The 15,133-nt window shown below is 75.5% G+C and carries 11 protein-coding genes and 1 pseudogene; 7 read left to right on the top strand and 5 right to left on the bottom strand.

Annotated elements, in window-relative coordinates; translation table 11 throughout:
* Window positions 1-321 precede the first annotated feature (321 nt).
* The 3 genes from ACIRBY_RS15025 (at window position 322) to ACIRBY_RS15015 (ending at window position 3,044) form a co-directional block, all read left to right on the top strand.
* Window positions 322-555 (top strand): hypothetical protein, encoded by a 234-nt coding sequence (locus ACIRBY_RS15025; protein WP_403900778.1) that lies wholly within the window; start codon window positions 322-324, stop codon window positions 553-555.
* 57 nt (window positions 556-612) lie between these two features.
* Window positions 613-2,328: an ATP-binding cassette domain-containing protein gene (locus ACIRBY_RS15020; protein ID WP_403900776.1), complete on the top strand. Its 1,716-nt coding sequence runs from the start codon at window positions 613-615 to the stop codon at window positions 2,326-2,328.
* A gap of 179 nt (window positions 2,329-2,507) precedes the next feature.
* On the top strand, window positions 2,508-3,044 hold the full coding sequence (locus ACIRBY_RS15015) for a hypothetical protein (RefSeq protein WP_403900774.1): 537 nt from the start codon (window positions 2,508-2,510) through the stop codon (window positions 3,042-3,044).
* Between the two features lie 249 nt (window positions 3,045-3,293).
* Here the strand turns inward: ACIRBY_RS15015 and ACIRBY_RS15010 are convergent, their stop codons facing one another.
* Window positions 3,294-5,267, bottom strand: coding sequence for a GTP-binding protein (locus tag ACIRBY_RS15010; protein WP_403900772.1), 1,974 nt, complete (start codon window positions 5,265-5,267; stop codon window positions 3,294-3,296).
* Window positions 5,268-5,532: 265 nt separating this feature from the next.
* Between ACIRBY_RS15010 and ACIRBY_RS15005 the strand changes: the two genes are divergently transcribed.
* The 3 genes and pseudogenes from ACIRBY_RS15005 to ACIRBY_RS14995 all read left to right on the top strand — a co-directional run bounded on the left by ACIRBY_RS15005 (window position 5,533) and on the right by ACIRBY_RS14995 (window position 9,822).
* Window positions 5,533-6,987: a hypothetical protein gene (locus ACIRBY_RS15005; RefSeq protein WP_403900770.1), complete on the top strand. Its 1,455-nt coding sequence runs from the start codon at window positions 5,533-5,535 to the stop codon at window positions 6,985-6,987.
* Window positions 6,988-7,176: 189 nt separating this feature from the next.
* Entirely contained in the window at window positions 7,177-8,451 is a 1,275-nt protein-coding gene (locus tag ACIRBY_RS15000; protein ID WP_403900768.1) for an AAA family ATPase, read from the top strand.
* Window positions 8,452-8,615: 164 nt separating this feature from the next.
* A pseudogene (locus tag ACIRBY_RS14995) lies at window positions 8,616-9,822 on the top strand (VWA-like domain-containing protein).
* A gap of 1 nt (window position 9,823) precedes the next feature.
* Here the strand turns inward: ACIRBY_RS14995 and ACIRBY_RS14990 are convergent.
* Window positions 9,824-10,318 carry a MarR family winged helix-turn-helix transcriptional regulator gene (locus tag ACIRBY_RS14990; RefSeq protein WP_403900766.1) on the bottom strand — a complete coding sequence of 165 codons (495 nt, stop codon included), beginning with the start codon at window positions 10,316-10,318 and terminating at the stop codon, window positions 9,824-9,826.
* A 63-nt stretch (window positions 10,319-10,381) separates the two neighbouring features.
* Between ACIRBY_RS14990 and ACIRBY_RS14985 the strand changes: the two genes are divergently transcribed.
* Window positions 10,382-12,478 (top strand): MMPL family transporter, encoded by a 2,097-nt coding sequence (locus tag ACIRBY_RS14985; RefSeq protein ID WP_403900764.1) that lies wholly within the window; start codon window positions 10,382-10,384, stop codon window positions 12,476-12,478.
* 28 nt (window positions 12,479-12,506) lie between these two features.
* Here the strand turns inward: ACIRBY_RS14985 and ACIRBY_RS14980 are convergent, their stop codons facing one another.
* The 3 genes from ACIRBY_RS14980 to ACIRBY_RS14970 form a co-directional block, all read right to left on the bottom strand.
* A complete protein-coding gene (locus ACIRBY_RS14980; RefSeq protein ID WP_403900762.1) occupies window positions 12,507-13,814 on the bottom strand; it encodes an MFS transporter in 1,308 nt (435 codons plus the stop codon).
* The gene (locus ACIRBY_RS14975) at window positions 13,811-14,350 is read right to left on the bottom strand and encodes an ArsR/SmtB family transcription factor (RefSeq protein ID WP_403900760.1); all 540 of its coding nucleotides are present in this window, start codon (window positions 14,348-14,350) and stop codon (window positions 13,811-13,813) included. Before ACIRBY_RS14975 ends, ACIRBY_RS14980 begins: the two co-directional genes overlap by 4 nt.
* Before the next feature lie 323 nt (window positions 14,351-14,673).
* Window positions 14,674-15,027 carry a PRC-barrel domain-containing protein gene (locus ACIRBY_RS14970; RefSeq protein ID WP_403900758.1) on the bottom strand — a complete coding sequence of 118 codons (354 nt, stop codon included), beginning with the start codon at window positions 15,025-15,027 and terminating at the stop codon, window positions 14,674-14,676.
* Window positions 15,028-15,133: the final 106 nt, after the last annotated feature.

Genomic DNA, 15,133 nt, shown 5'->3' with positions numbered 1-15,133 from the left:
CTGCGGAGGCCGGCGCAAGTCCCTGATCGGGTAGGAACGCGGCGGCGACCACTCGAACGAAGGAGTTCAAACGGCGCCGGTCAGGCAGCAGTTGCCCCGCGCCCCGGTTTCGCAATCGTGTTCGACCGACTCGCCCTTCCGGGGCCGTTACGGCTCCGAAAGCGGGCCGTTCTTAGAGCATCTGTGCCAACCGACGGCCCCCATGGAGGACACGATGACCCCCGGAACCGCTCCCGCCCTCGCCGTCCCCGAAATCGAACGAAGGCGGCCGTCCGCCGCGGGCGCACGCCGTCCGGTGCGAGCGGATACGAGGTGGACGGCATGAGCGGGTCCACCCGTACGGCGTCCGGCGCCGTACCCGGGCCGCGGCCCGCGCCCCCGGCCCTGCCCCTGCCCCCGGCCGCGGCGCCCGGCGCGGCCCAGGACGCGGACGTGACCGAGGGACTGGAGGAGGCCTACTGGTCGGTGCACGACGGCGCCGCCGCGAGCGCCACCGTGCCGCAGGTCCTGGCCCGCCTTCCCCGGATCGCCCTGCTGATCGGACGGCTCGCCTGACAGGCGGACCGCCGTTCCACCCTCGCGGCCGTCGTCTGCCAGCTGGGCTCGGCGGCGATGGCCGCCTTCGGCCTGGTCGCCTCGGTGCAGGTCCTCCAACACCTGTTCGCCGCCGGCCCCACCCCCGACCGCGTACGCGCGGCCCTCCCCCAGATCGTGCTCGTGGCCGGATTCCTCTCCGCCCGGGCCCTGCTCGAAGCGGCCGTCGCCGTGGCCCAGGCCCGCGTCACGCCCAAGATCCGCACCGCGCTCGAATGCGAGTTCCTGCGCCTCACCGCCCACGTGCGTCTCGAAGCCGTCGAGGACCCCGACTGGCACGACGAGGTGTACCGCGCGAACGACCGCGGGCTCTTCTACGCCCGGATGATCGTCGGACAGGTCGTCTCCCTCGTCTCCGCCGTCCTCGGCCTCATCGGCAGCGCCGGGGTCGTCAGCGTCCTGCACCCCGCCCTCCTGCCCCTTCTCCTGCTGTCCGTCCTGCCGGTCGGCGCGGCCGCCGTGGGCAATGCGCGGGCCCGGTTCCGGTCCTTCAAACGCTGGAACGCCCTCCAGCGCCGTGTCCGGGTGTTCTCCTGGCTGCTGCTCGACGTGGACGCGGCCGCCGAGCTCCGCTCCGACGCCGTCCAGGACGCGCTGCTGGACGAGCACCACCGCCTGACCGTCAGGATCGCCGAGGAGGACACCCGGCTCGGTGTCGGCTCCGCCGCGCTCGGCCTCGCCGGACGGGCGGTGGGCGGCATCGGCACCGGCATCACCTACGCGGCGCTGGGCGCCATGCTGATCGCCGGCTGGCTCCCCCTGGCGGCCGGGGCCGGCGCCGTCCTGGCCATCCAGGCGGGCCGCGCCTCGCTCACCCAGCTCGTCGAAGTCGGCCACCTCGTCTACGAGCACGCCCTGTGGGTCGACGACCTCCTCGCCGTCCAGGAGCGCTGCCGCGGACTGCAGTCCCGGACGTCCGCGGTGCAGGCGCCGGACCGGGTCGGGGAGATCGCCGTCCGGGACGTCCGCTTCACGTACCCCGGCAAGGACACCCCCGCCCTGGACGGGATCTCCTTCACCCTCCGGGCCGGGGAGACGGTCGCGTTCGTCGGGCTGAACGGGTCGGGGAAGTCCACGTGCGCCAAGCTCCTGGCGGGCCTGTACGAGGCGCAGCAGGGCAGCGTCCGCTGGGACGGCGTCGACGTCCGCACCATGGACGCCCGGTCCGTGCACCGGCGGGTCGCCTGCGTGCTGCAGGATCCCGTGAGGTTCCCCTTCAGCGCGCTGGCGAACGTCACCGCCGGCGCCGGCACCCTCACCGACGCCGCCCCCGAGCGGGTGATGGCCGCGGCCCGCGCGGCGGGGGCCGACCGGGTCGTCGCCGCGCTGCCCGGCCAGTGGGACGCGGTGCTGTCGAAGCGGTTCAAGCACGGACAGCAGCTGTCCGGCGGCCAGTGGGCGAAGATCGCCGTGGCCCGGGGCTTGTACCAGGAGGCGGTGCTCCTGCTCCTGGACGAGCCGACCGCCAGCATGGACCCGCCGTCCGAACACGCCGTCTACGAGGCGGTGCTCCGCGGCCGGCTGCGGCCGGACCAGATCACGGTGCTCGTCTCCCACCGGCTGGCCAGTGTCGTCGCCTGCGACCGGATCCTCGTCTTCGACGGCGGTCGCGTCGTCGAGTCCGGATCCCACGCCGAGCTGATGTCCCTGGGCGGCGACTACGCCGCGATGTTCACCCTGCAGGCCAGCGGTTACCGGACGGGCACCGCCGAGGTCGAGGAGGCGACCCCGTGACCGCCGCCCCGCCACCCCCGCACCACCCCACCACTCCAGCCGTACCGGACCGGGAGCCCGGGAGGGCCGCCTCTGCACGGAACTCGGCCGGTCCTGACGGGTCGGCCACGCCTTAGCCTGTGACCTGCACCGGAGCACACCGCTTCGGTGCAGGTCACACAGGTGTGGAGGGTACGGACGTGAACAGCAGCCGGGGCAGGACCGTGGCGGTGACGGCCGCGGCCGTCACGGCACTCGCGGGCAGCCTCGTCATCGGCGAGATCGTCCGGGCGCCGTCCGAGCCGGCCCGCGGGGCCGGCTGGGTCCGGGAACCCGCCGACGGCCGAGCCCCCGCCCGCGCCGGGAAGGACCCCTCGCGCGGCACGGTCGAGGCGGAACTCGCAGCCGCCGCCACGGCCGCCGGGATCGCCCCGGGAGCCGCGTCCCCCGCCGGGGAGGGCGACCTCGCCGACTGCCTGGCGCACTGGTCCGGCAACGGCCCCGCGGACGACGGCCGGCTGGCGGCCCTCGAGTCCGCCCTGGTGGAACGCGGCTGGCGGGTCGCGGCGCGCAAGGGGGAGCCCGCCCCGGCAGTGGCGCTGGAGAGCGGCTCCTGGCACCTGGAGTTCACCAACGGCGGCCTCCTCCAGAACCTCTCCCTCACGGCCACCCGCTCCGGCCCCGCCTGCGACCGGGCCTTCCGCCGCGACGCGGCGACGCGGGCACCGCACGGCTAGCGGACGGCCTGTCAGCCCCGAGGGCCGGCGGCCGGCCCGGGGCTGGTCGCCGACCTCGGTCGCGCCCTGCGCGATCGCCCCGCGGACGCCGGCGCGCGCCGCGCGGCAGCGGTCCGAGACCACGACTGCACAACCCGGCTGGCCGAGATCACCGCGGCGAAGTCCGGCGTCCTCCGCCCCTGACCGCGGCGGCCCGATGGCGACCGGGCGGCCGCGGCCGTTCCGGCGTGCCGGGGTCGGTAGCGGCCCTCAGAGCCTTCGGTGGGCGTGGAGGAGGTACTCCTCGCGGTGCAGCGGGTTGTGGTCGGTCCGCTGCCGGACGCGCGGGGTCCGGGCCGGGCGGTGGTGGGCGAACTCCGTCTCCAGGACGCCGTCCCCGCCGGTGAGCCCGGGCAGTTCCCGCTCCAGGCCGTGTACGTGCTCCGCGGGCAGGTGGCCCTCGACGAGGTACGCGTCCCCGACGGCCACGGGGGTGCCCGGGACGGCCCGGTGGCGGGCCAGGGCGAGCGACACGGGCGGGTACGCGTGCTGGGGGAACTCCAGGCGGAACCGGTGCACCGGCTCGTGGACCGCCGTCCCGGCCCGTCGCAGCGCCGACATCAGGACGAGCGGGGTCAGGCCCCTGAACTCGCCCGCCGTGCTGCGGATGCTGCAGAAGCCCGAGTGGGTCATGGTCACCACGCAGTCGGGCACCTGCCAGCCGAGCAGTCCCTGCCGCAGGGTGGTGTGGACCGTCTCCTCGACGGCGCGCATGTAGCCCAGCGGGAGCGAGCCGAGTTCGACGTCCCGGCGGAAGAGGACCCCGCTGCCGACCGGGGCCGGCTCCACGCGCAGACCGACCGTCGCCAGGAACGGGTTCCCGTCGTGGTCGAGGACCTCGTGCGCGGCTCCCGTCCCGGTGACGCGCTCCACGCAGATCGGTGTCGTCTCGCGGAAGGAGACGGCGGTTGCGTACTCCTCGGCCAGGGTGGCCGCGAGGACCTCCTTCTGGACCTCGCCGTAGAGGGACACCGTCAGCTCCCCGCTGTCCGGGTCCTGGCGCAGGCCGATCAGCGGGTCCTGCTCGGCGAGCCGGGCGAGGGCCGCGTGCAGGGCCCCCGTGCCGTCCGGGTCGGCCGGCACCACGACGCTCTCCAGGGAGGGCGCGGCGAAGGCACGGCCGTACGGGCGGCCCTCGGGCTCCCGGCCCACCACGTCCCCGATCCGGACCGACGACAGGCCGCGCAGCGTCGCGATCTGCCCGGCCCGGGCGACGGTACGGCGCACCGCCGTGCCCCCGTCGAAGACGGCCAGGTCCGTGACCTTGCACCGGGTGCCGGCGACCGGGACGTGCTCGCGGGCCCCGATCCGTCCGGAGAAGAGCCGGACGTAGGCGATCCGCTCACCGCCCTCGCCCCGCTCCACCTTGAACACCCGCCCCGACAGCGGCCCCCGGGCATCGCCGTGCTCGGCGGGCAGCAGTTCCCCGATGCCCTCGACGAGGTCCGCGATACCGGCGCCGGTGATCGCCGAGCCGACGTACACCGGGTGCACCAGCCCGCCGCGGGTCTGCTCCGCCAGTGCGGCCCGCAGCCGTGCGTACGGGAGGGACCGCTCGTCGGCGACGTAGGCGGCGAGCAGGTCGTCGTCGTGGGCGGTGAGCACGTCCAGGAGACGCCGGGTGAAGGCGGTGTCGTCCGGGGTGAGGGCCGTGACCCGGGCCGTGCTCGTGCCGAGGCCGCCGGTGACCCGCGCCATGCCGATCACGGGCGCGCCGAGCCGGTGCCCGATCTCCCGCAGGACGCGGTCGACGTCGGCGCCGGCTCGGTCGGCCTTGTTGACGAACAGCAGGGTCGGGATGGAGAGCCGCTTCAGCGTCCGCATCAGGACGCGGGTCTGCGGCTGCACTCCCTCCACGGCCGAGACGACGAGGACCGCGCCGTCCAGGACGCCGAGGGCGCGTTCCACCTCGGCGATGAAGTCGGGATGCCCGGGGGTGTCGATGAGGTTGACGGACACCGCCGAATCCCCGCTGCCGAGCGGGAAGTTGACCACCGCCGACTTGATGGTGATACCGCGGCGGCGTTCCAGTTCGAGACGGTCGGTCCGGGTGTTCCCCTCGTCGACGCTGCCGATCTCGCCGATGACCCCGGCCGCGTACAGCAGCCGCTCGGTCAGGCTGGTCTTACCGGCGTCGACGTGGGCCAGGATGCCCAGGTTCAGCGTGCGTGGAATGGATGGCACAGAGCGTCATGTCCTTCAGGTGGAGGGGCGTTCCTTTCGCGGGGGACATGAACGGTCGGCGCATGGATCGGCTCCTCGAAGGCAAGTGGGCTCTCCCCGGGAGGCTCGCACACGGGCGGGCGGGACGGCCACTGGATTTCGGCACGCGCCGGCAGGGCCTGCGGATACGCGGCTGACAGATCGTCCCGGAGGTGCCTATGATGCCGCCGATGAAGACCTTCCCCTCTCCCGGATCGGAGGAATCGTCCGCGCAAGGTGAGTGCTGATGGCAGCTCACTTCGCGGATACGGTTCCCGCCCGCCTGTTGATGTGGCGGCGCGTACGCGAGTACGCCGTGCCACCGTCCATGATCGAGATCGCGACCGCCCGCCGTGCGGCCGGTGACTGGGCGGGCGCCTGCGCCGCCGCCCGGATCGACGTCGATCTCGATCTGCGCACCGTGCGCGTCCGCCACGGCACCGACCTCGCCTCCCGCCTGCGGGCGGACCTGCGCCGGCTGGCGCCGGACCTGCTGCGCTGGCACATGCCCCGGATCGCCCCCGACGGGCGGCTGCGGCCCGGACTCACCCTCTCGTTGGCCCGCTACGGCGGCCCGGACACCGCGGCGGCCCGGCTCGTCGTGCGGACGCCTCCGGCCTGGGCGGACGCGGGCCAGCGGATGTCGCTGGCGCTCTGGGAGGACTCCCGGGCGGACGCGCCCGGACACCATCCGCACCCCCACCCCGACCGTCGCTTCCGCCTCGACCTGCACCGCCACCTCTGGGACGGCGCGCGCAGCGCCGAACTCGCATGGCGGTGCGGCGCGGACGCGCCCGGCGGGCCCGGTGGCCAGGGGCTCGCGTGGCCGCCGGACCACTGGGCGGCGGAGGCGGAGCTGTTGCTGCGGGCCGAGGGCCGCTCGCGCGGAGCCCTGACCGTACGACTCGGTGCGCGCAGCCGCGCCGTGCTCGAACTCGTCGCCCCCGACGACAGCCACGCCCCGGTGCTCAGGCCGGTACGGGAGGCGCTGTCACCGCGGCGGATCGCGGCGCTCCCGGTACTGCCGGAGGCCTCGGTACGCGCCCTTCCGGACCTGGAGCTCCTGCGGGCCGGGCTGTTCCCCGCGGAACGGCTGCACCCGCTGGTCGCGGCGGCACTGGCGGCGTCGGGGCTCACGGGCCCCGGAGACCCGTCGCCGCCCGCCGGGCCCGGGGCCGCGGCAGCGGGTCCGGACACGGGCCCGGGGCACGGGTCCGCGGACCCGCACCGGGTCGAGTGCCGGGGGGCGGTGCACCGGATCGCGCTGCGGGACGGGGTGCTGGCGGCGGTCGACCACGACCCGGCCCAGCTGGCCCGCGAGGACCTGCTCAGGGCACTGGGCGGGCCGGTGCTGCCCTGCCTGCGGGCGATCGACGCCGTGCACCGCAGCCCCGAGGCGCTGCCCGCCGTCCGCGACCGGCTCGGCCACGGTGACGTGACCGGGGCCCTGGCCGTGGTCGAGGGTCTGCTCGGCCCCGGCGCGGTCCTGCGCGAGGGGCCCCTGCGGGACGCCCTGAAGGGGGCGCTGGCGGGCCGCCTGGAGCACGGGCTGTTCCGCTCGGGCCTGGTGCCGGTGCACCCCGCCGCGGACGGGGCGGGGGGCGACGGCGGCCACCGGCCACGGCTCGACCGTCGTCTACCGCAGGTACTGCACCTCAAGCGCGCCGGCCGGACCCGTCCGCGGACCGGCCTGCGCGGCTGAAGCCCCACCGTCACCGCCCTCCGCGGGACCGGACGCCCCGGGGCCCGACCCGGACCCGGCGGCTCGGCCGACTCCGCGCCGGATCCCCGGCGCACCGCCCGAATCCCGCGTGCGTACCGCGCCCCGAGCACCGTACGCCGCCCCTCCCACGACGGGTCTCCCGTCCACGAACCCCTCCAGGTGATGCCCATGACCCCCAGCACCGTCCTCGCCCCGCCCGTACCGCCGACGGCCGACCGGTCGCAGCTCGGCCTCGCCGAGGACCTCCTGGCCCTCCTGCGGACGACCACCACCGAGCCGCGTCCCGACGAGCAGTTGGAGGCGCTGACCCTCTCCGTCGCGGCGGACCTGCCCGTGCTCCTCTGGGGCGAGCCCGGCATCGGCAAGACCGCCGCGCTGACCCAGCTCGCCGCCTCCCTCGACCTGCCGCTGACCACGGTGATCGCCAGCGTCCACGAGCCCACCGACTTCTCCGGGCTGCCCGTCGTGGGTGAGGACCCGGCGGTGAACGGGGTGCCCATGGCCCCGCCGCAGTGGGCCGTGGAACTGGTGCGCGCCGGGCGGGGGCTGCTCTTCCTGGACGAACTGTCCACCGCCACCCCGGCCGTCCAGGCCGCGCTGCTGCGCGTGGTCCTGGAGCGGAGGGTCGGTGCGCTGCAACTGCCGCCCGGCGTGCGGATCGTGGCCGCCGCCAATCCCCGCGCGTCGGCCGCCGACGGCTGGGAGCTGAGCCCGCCGCTGGCGAACCGGTTCGTGCACCTGTACTGGGTGCACGACCGGGAGGTGGTGGTGCGCGGCCTCGGCGGGGTCTGGCCGCGCGCGGAGCTGCCCCGGCTGGACGCGGCGGCGCTGCCGGAGGCGGTGGCGTTCGCCCGCCGGGCGGTGTGCGGCTTCCTGGACACCCGGCCGACGCTGATCCACCGGCTGCCGACCACCGAGACCCGGCGCGGCGGTGCCTGGCCCTCGCCCCGCAGCTGGGAGGCCGCGATGACGCTGCTCGCCTTCGGGACGGCCGCTTCCGTCTCCCGGGAGGTGCTGGCACTGCTGGTCCGGGGCGCGGTCGGGGACGGGCCCGGCCTCGAACTGCTCGCGCACATCGACCGGATGGAGCTGCCCGACCCGGACGCGCTGCTGGCCGACCCCGGCGCCGCGGAACTGCCCGGGCGCGGTGACCTGCGCCAGGCCGCGCTGGAGGCGGTGGTGGCCGCCGTCGGCGCCCGCCCGGAGCGGGAGCGCTGGGAGGCGGCCTGGGCGGTGCTGGTCAGGGCGCTGGAGACCGGCGCACCGGATCTGCTGGTCGCTCCGGCGAAGGCGCTGGCGGCGTTGCGGCGCGAGGGCTGGGAGGTGCCGGAGGCGGTGGAACGCCTCTCCTCGGTGGTCGGGCTGGCCCGGCGGGCGGAGGGCTCGGTGGCCCGGACCGCCGCGGCCGCCGGCGCCCGGGGTGCGGCGGGCGGGTGCGCGTGACCGGGGCCGTGGAACAGCCCGAGCGGCGCGCGGCGGCCCCGGCCGCGCCCCCGCCGCCCCGGCCGACGCCCCCGCTGCCCCGGCCGATGGCCCCGCCGCCGTCGCCGCGGCCGGTGCGGGGCGCCGTGCCCGGACCTCCGCCGGGGCCGGCCGTCCCCCTGGACGTGGAGAAGCTGCTGGCCGCCCGGCTGCACGCGGTCGAGGTCCGCCCGTACCTCGCCAGTGCGCTCTTCGCGCTGCACGTGGTGGAGGACCGGTCGGTGCCGACGATGGCGGTGGACGCCCACTGGCGCTGCTACGTCTCCCCGCTGTTCGTGGCGCGCACCCCGCTGGAGGAGCTGGCGGGCGTGTGGGTGCACGAGGTCTCCCACCTGCTGCGGGACCATCACGGGCGCGGTGAGCGGTACGCGCGGGAGCACGGGGAGCAGGGGCCGGGGCAGCGGCTGCGGCAGAACATCGCGGCGGACTTCGAGATCAACGACGACATCTACGGTGACGGCCTGCCGATGCCGGCGGGGGCGGTGCGGGCGTCGATGCTGGGCCTGCCGGAGGGGCTGCTGATGGAGGAGTACCTGCGGACGTGCTCGATGGCGGGCCTCACCGCGGGGACGTCCTGGCTGGACTGCGGCAGTGGGGCGGACGGGCGGGCGCGACCCTGGGAGCTGGGGCCCGAGGGGGCGCACGGGCTGAGCCGGCAGGAGCGGGACGCGGTGCGCTTCCGGGTGTCCGAGGCGATCACCGGCCGGCCCGGGGAGGCTCCGGAGGGGTGGCGGCGGTGGGCGGACGAGGCGTTCCACCCCCCCGCAGCCGTGGCGGCAGCTGCTCGGGGCGGCGGTCCGCGCGGCCGCGGGTGCGCCGGGGGCGGGCGAAGACCACAGCTACCGGCGCCCGTCGCGGCGTTCGGCCGGCCTCCCCGGCGTCGTGCTGCCGAGCCTGCGCCGGATGCCGCCCCGGGTGTGCGTGGTGATCGACACCTCGGGGTCGGTGAGCGACGCGGAGCTGGGCAGCGCGCTGCTGGAGGTGGCGGCGATCTCGCGGGCGGTGGGCGGACGGCGCGACCTGGTCTCGGTGATCTCCTGTGACGCGGCGGCGGGCGTCGCCGTGCCGCTGTGCCGTGCCGAGAACCTGGAACTGATCGGCGGCGGCGGTACGGACCTGCGGTCCGGCTTCGCGCGGGCGCTGCGCTCGCGGCCCCGACCGGACGTGGTCGTCGCCCTCACGGACGGGCAGACGCCGTGGCCCTCCGCGCAGCCGCCCTGTCGCACGGTCGTCGGTCTGTTCCCGCGCGTGCCGCGCGCCGTGGACGAGGAGGACCCGGACTACACCCCCGACGCCCCGCCCGCGTGGGCGCGCGTCGTCCCCATCGGGTAGCTCAGCGCCCCACCCGGGTGAGCTCGCGGTTCATCTCGGCCAGGAAGCGGATGACGACGTGCAGTTCGTCCGGGCTGAAGGCCGAGCGGGCGGCATCGGTGGCCCGGGCCAGGGGACGGAAGTACGCGCGGGCCGCGGTGCGGCCGGCCTCGGCGTAGTGGAGGTGGACCACGCGCCGGTCGTCGGCCGCGCGGACCCGGCGGATGTGCCCCGCCTTCTCCAGCCGGTCCAGACAGGCCGTGACGGCGCCCGAGGTCAGGTTCATGCGCGTCCGCAGGCCGCCGGGGGTCATCGGGCCGGCGTCCTCGTCGTGTTCGGCGTCCAGGACGGCGATGAGCGCCTGTACGTCCGTCAGGTGCAGGCCCTGCGCGTGGGCGAATTCCTGGGCGATCCGGTTGAACTCCGCGTTCATCGCCCGCAGCAGCACGGCGAAGGAGTGCAACCCGATCGGGTCGTCGGAGGGAAGTACGGGACGGGAGCTGTCGGCGCTGCGCATGGAACCAGCATATGATCTCTCAATGATTGAGATACTTGACGATTGAGCAAATGGAGGTTCGTCATGGCGCGCACACCGCGCTGGGCCCGCCGGCTGGTGCCCGTCGCACTGCTGCTGGTCTGGCTGGGCATCGGCGGAACGCTCGGCCCGTACGCCGGAAGGCTCGGCGAGGTCGCCACGAACGACCAGGCCGCGTTCCTGCCCCGGAGCGCCGAGTCCACCGAGGTCATCGAGGCCCGCAAGGCCTTCGAGCGTTCCGCGTCGGTACCCGCGGTCATCGTCTGGCAGGCCTCCGGGGGCGGCAGGGTCGGCGACGGGCAGCAGCAGGACGCCACGCGGGCCGTGGCCGGGCTGGCCGGCGGGAAGGGCATCGCCGGCCGGCCGTCACCGGCGCTGCGCTCCGCGGACGGCGCGGCGCTCCAGGCGGTCGTCCCCCTGTCCCCCGGCCTCGGCGACGAACTGGCCGCCGTCCTGGACGAGGTGCGCGCGGCGGCGGCCGTACCGGGACTGACCGCGCAGATCGCGGGACCGGCCGCCACGCGGGCCGACCTCGCGGACGCCTTCTCCGGCATCGACGGACTGCTGCTGGGCGTCGCGCTGGGCGCCGTGCTGCTGATCCTGCTGCTGGTCTACCGCAGCCTGCTGCTGCCCTTCCTGATCATCATCAGCGCCGTGTTCGCCCTCGGCCTGGCCTGCGCGGTCGTCTACGCCCTCGCCGACCGCGGCGCCGTACGCGTCGACGGACAGGTCCAGGGCATCCTGTCCATCCTGGTCATCGGAGCCGCCACCGACTACGCGCTGCTCCTCGCCTCCCGGTTCCGGGAGGAGCTCACCGCCCGCGAGGACCGCGCGGCCGCCGCCGTCGCCTCGGTGCGCCGCTCGGCGGGCGCGATCACCGCCAGCGCCGCCACGGTCGCCCTCGGCCTGCTCGCCCTGCTGGCGAGCGACCTGACCAACAACAGGGCCCTGGGCCCGGTCGGGGCGATCGGCATCGCCTGCTCGGTCCTGGCCACCCTGACGTTCCTCCCGGCCGTCCTGGCCCTCCTCGGCCGGACCGCCTTCTGGCCCGCAGTGCCCCGGGCGTCCGACCGCGCCGGCGAGGGCCGCCGGCTCTGGCGCCGGGTCGCGGCCCTCATCGACCGGGGACCCCGGCGCGTGTGGGTGTCGACGACGCTGCTCCTGCTGGTCCTGGCGGCCTTCGCACCGACCCTGTCCGCGCGCGGCGTCCCCCTGGACGAGGTCTTCGTCAACGACGCCCCTTCCGTAGCCGCCCAGGACACCCTCGGCCGGCACTTCCCCGGCGGCTCCGGCCAGCCCGCGGTGATCATCGCCGACGCCGGCGCCGCTCCGGAGGTGCAGGCGGCGGCGCGGGCGACCGAGGGAGTGGCCTCCGCCGCGCCCGTCACCGCCTCCGGGCGACCCGGCGGGGGCGAGCCCCTGGTCGTGGACGGCCGGATCCGGATCGACGCGACGCTGACGGCGGCCCCGGACAGCGATGCCGCGAAGCGCACCGTCGCGGAACTCCGCGACCGCCTGCACGCCGTACCCGCGGCCCACGCGCTCGTGGGCGGCTACACCGCCCAGGCCTACGACACCGAACGGACCGCGGCCCGCGACCGCACCGTCATCGTCCCCGTCGTCCTCGCCGTCATCCTGCTCATCCTCGTCCTGCTCCTGCGCTCGGTCCTGGTGCCCGTCCTGCTCGTCGCCACCGTCGCGCTGAACTTCCTCGCCACCCTCGGCGTCTCCGCCCTGGTCTTCGAGCACGTGCTGGGCTTCAGCGGCGCGGACGCGTCCGTGCCGCTCTACGGGTTCGTCTTCCTCGTCGCCCTCGGAGTGGACTACAACATCTTCCTGATGTCCCGGGTGCGCGAGGAGACCCTCGGGCACGGCGTCCGCCGGGGCGTCCTGCGGGGGCTGACGGCCACCGGCGGCGTCATCACCTCCGCCGGCGTCGTCCTCGCCGCCACGTTCGCCGCGCTCATGGTCATCCCGCTGGCCTTCCTCGTCCAGATCGCCTTCATCGTCGCCTTCGGCGTCCTCCTCGACACCCTCGTCGTACGCTCCCTCCTGGTCCCCGCCCTCGTGATCGACATCGGCCCCCGCAGCTGGTGGCCCAGTTCACGGCTGGTCGACTCCCCTTCGCCGCACGGGACATGAGGGACGGTCCGCACCTCCCCCGCGGGCGTCACGCGGGGTCGGGCGCACCCTCCCGGACGGGCTCCGGCTCCGCCGGGCGGTCCGGGGCGGCGGCGGGTGCGGCCGCCGGGGCGGCGGCGCGCAGGGCCGCTTCGACGCGGCGGTTGGTGGTCATGGACGCCGTGACGGCCGTCATCGCGAGGAGGAGGCACGCGGCGGCGTAGAGCGGGGTGCGGATGTCGTAGGCGGTGGCCAGCCAGCCGCCGAGGAAGGCGCCGAACGGGGCGGCGCACATGGCGAGCATGCGGGAGGTGGAGGCGACCCTGCCCATCAGGTGGGCGGGGACGATCGTCTGCCGGAGGGAGGGGGCGAGCACCATCGTGGCGCCCATGCCCGCTCCGCAGACGGCGAGCGCGAGGCCGGCGACGTAGGCGCTCGGGGCGGCGGCGAGGCCCAGGACGGCGAGCCCCTCGACGGCGGCCGTGCAGGTCAGCGCGGTACCGGTGCCGAGTCGCCGGCCCAGGAAGGAGGCGATGCCCGCGCCCAGCAGACCGCCGGTGGCCTCGGCGGTGAGGAGCAGGCCGAAGCCGAAGGTGCCGATGCCGAGGCGCTCGTGCGCGAAGAGGGCGAGTACGGTCTCCACCGCGACGAAGGCGACGTTCCCGACCGCCGGACGCAGCGCCAGCCCGAGCAGCAGCCGGTCCCGGAACACGTACGAGGCGCCGGCCCGCGCCTGCCCCAGCAGCGACTCGCGGGCCTGCGGTACGGGCCGGGGCACGGCGGGCAGCGACCGTACGAGCAGTGCGCAGAGCGCGAACGAGACCGCGTCGGCGAACAGCGGGACCGCCCGCCCGAGCGCGAGCAGGGCGCTGCCCGCGGGCGGCCCGGCGAAACCGGACGCGGCGGTCTGGGTGCCGCGCAGGCGGGAGTTGGCGCGCTCCAGGAGCACGGGGTCGCGGCCGAGCAGATCGGGCAGATAAGCCGTGGCGGCCGTGTCGAAGAAGAGTCCGCCGAGGCCCAGCAGGAAGGCGACGGCCGCGAGCAGCGCGATGTCCAGCACGTCGAACACGGCCGCCGCCGCGGGTACCACGAGCAGCAGCGCACGCGCCGCGTCCGTGACCCACATCGTGCGCCGCCGGTCCCAGCGGTCCACCAGCGCGCCGCCGAGCACCCCGAAGAGCAGCCACGGCAGGGTCCCGGCGGCCGTGACGACGGCGAGCGCCATCGGATCCCGCGTCAGCGTCAGCGCGAGCAGCGGCAGCGCCGCATGGGTCACCCCGTCACCGAGCGAGGACACCGTCTGCGCGGTCCACAGCCGTCCGAATCCGGTCGGCAGCTTCCGGACGTCCGAGGTCACTTGGCCTCCCCTGCGGCCTGCCGGCCCGAGGCCGGGTGGAACAGCGCGAAGACGAGCGACGCGTCGGGCAGCGACGGATCGGACAGCTCCCGGTACTCGTCCGCCAGCGCCTCCAGCCGCGCCCCCAGCTCCGCGAACTGCTCCTCGGTGAGCCGCAGGTGCGCCATCCGCACGTGCCGCTCGCCGTCCGCCGGCGCCGCCTCCAGGTCCGCCACCGCGTGCCGCATCAGCATGTCCGGGCCCCCCTCGCCCGGATCCGGCAGCACGATCGACCGCGCGGCCATCGCGTAGTACCGCTCGTTGACCCCCCGGACCTTTCGCGTCCGGACCACCTTCACCAGGCCGGCCCGCTCCAGCAGCCGCACGTGGTAGCTGGAACTCCCCTTCGCGAGGCCGATCCGCTCGGCGATCTGGGTGATCGTCGCGGGCTCGAAGCGGAGCACCGCCATGATGCGGTGGCGCGTGAGGTTGGAGACGGCGCGCAGCTGCTCGTCCGTGGTGACGTGGAACGTCTCGGGAAGATCATCGGTAGGCATGGGAGTAATGGTCAACGATTCTTGACCATTGAGCAAGGGGTTTCGCGCGAATCCCCGGAACGGCTCCGGCCACCCGCTCCGAAGTCCGCCCGAACACGACGAAACCCCCGCTGCGGCACGGGGCCGGACAGCGGAGGCTTCGTCGTGTTCGGGATCGGAACCCGTCGTGGGCGCCGTGCCGATGGCACCGCCCTGCTCGACCCGGGGGTGCGTGCCGCGGCCGCCTACGCGGGGGTGCTCGTCTCGGGGCCCGCCGTGCGCGACGGGGTCGGCCCTCGCCCACCCGAGCGGCCTGAGCGGACTGGGGCCGTGGGGCGGTGTGGTCAGAAGCGCGGGGCGCCGCCCCAGTAGCCGCCGACCAACTGGTGGTACCCGGCGTCGCCCAGGTGCCCGCCCCGGGTGAACTCGGGCGAGTTCCTCACCTGTTCCCTGGTCCGGTCGACGTGGACCTTCTCCTCGGCGGTGTCGATGCGGGTGATCGTGCCGGCGGGCAACAGCACTTCGCGGCCGAAGATCCACGGGCCGGTGTCGACGACGATCCAGGAGTTCCCGGTCTCGTACGAGTGCTTGTCGACCTTGCCGATGCTGCCGTCCACCGCCTCCACCGTGTAGCCCGTGAGGTCCCGGTCCTCGAAACGGGCGACGGTCAGGTGGTAGGCCCAGATGCTGTCGTTCACGAGCGCGACTCCCTCTCCCGACGGTCTTGGAAGCGGGTTCCGCCCCGCTCCGACCCTCGCCTGCCCCGGATCGACGCGGTGAAGCACCGGAAGGGTCCCGGGAGTC

The sequence above is a fragment of the Streptomyces sp. NPDC096136 genome (assembly GCF_044763325.1).
Lineage (GTDB): Bacteria > Actinomycetota > Actinomycetes > Streptomycetales > Streptomycetaceae > Streptomyces.
Note: the sequence above shows the minus strand (reverse complement) of the source record. Positions and strands in the feature narration are given on the sequence as shown.

What these genes read in the sequence shown, in the direction of transcription:
- ACIRBY_RS15000 (WP_403900768.1), top strand. Translation starts at nt 7,177, where the DNA reads ATGACCCCCAGCACCGTCCTCGCCCCGCCCGTACCGCCGACGGCCGAC.
- ACIRBY_RS15020 (WP_403900776.1), top strand. Translation starts at nt 613, where the DNA reads ATGGCCGCCTTCGGCCTGGTCGCCTCGGTGCAGGTCCTCCAACACCTG.
- ACIRBY_RS14990 (WP_403900766.1), bottom strand. Translation starts at nt 10,318, where the DNA reads ATGCGCAGCGCCGACAGCTCCCGTCCCGTACTTCCCTCCGACGACCCG.
- ACIRBY_RS15025 (WP_403900778.1), top strand. Translation starts at nt 322, where the DNA reads ATGAGCGGGTCCACCCGTACGGCGTCCGGCGCCGTACCCGGGCCGCGG.
- ACIRBY_RS15005 (WP_403900770.1), top strand. Translation starts at nt 5,533, where the DNA reads ATGGCAGCTCACTTCGCGGATACGGTTCCCGCCCGCCTGTTGATGTGG.
- ACIRBY_RS14975 (WP_403900760.1), bottom strand. Translation starts at nt 14,350, where the DNA reads ATGCCTACCGATGATCTTCCCGAGACGTTCCACGTCACCACGGACGAG.
- ACIRBY_RS14985 (WP_403900764.1), top strand. Translation starts at nt 10,382, where the DNA reads ATGGCGCGCACACCGCGCTGGGCCCGCCGGCTGGTGCCCGTCGCACTG.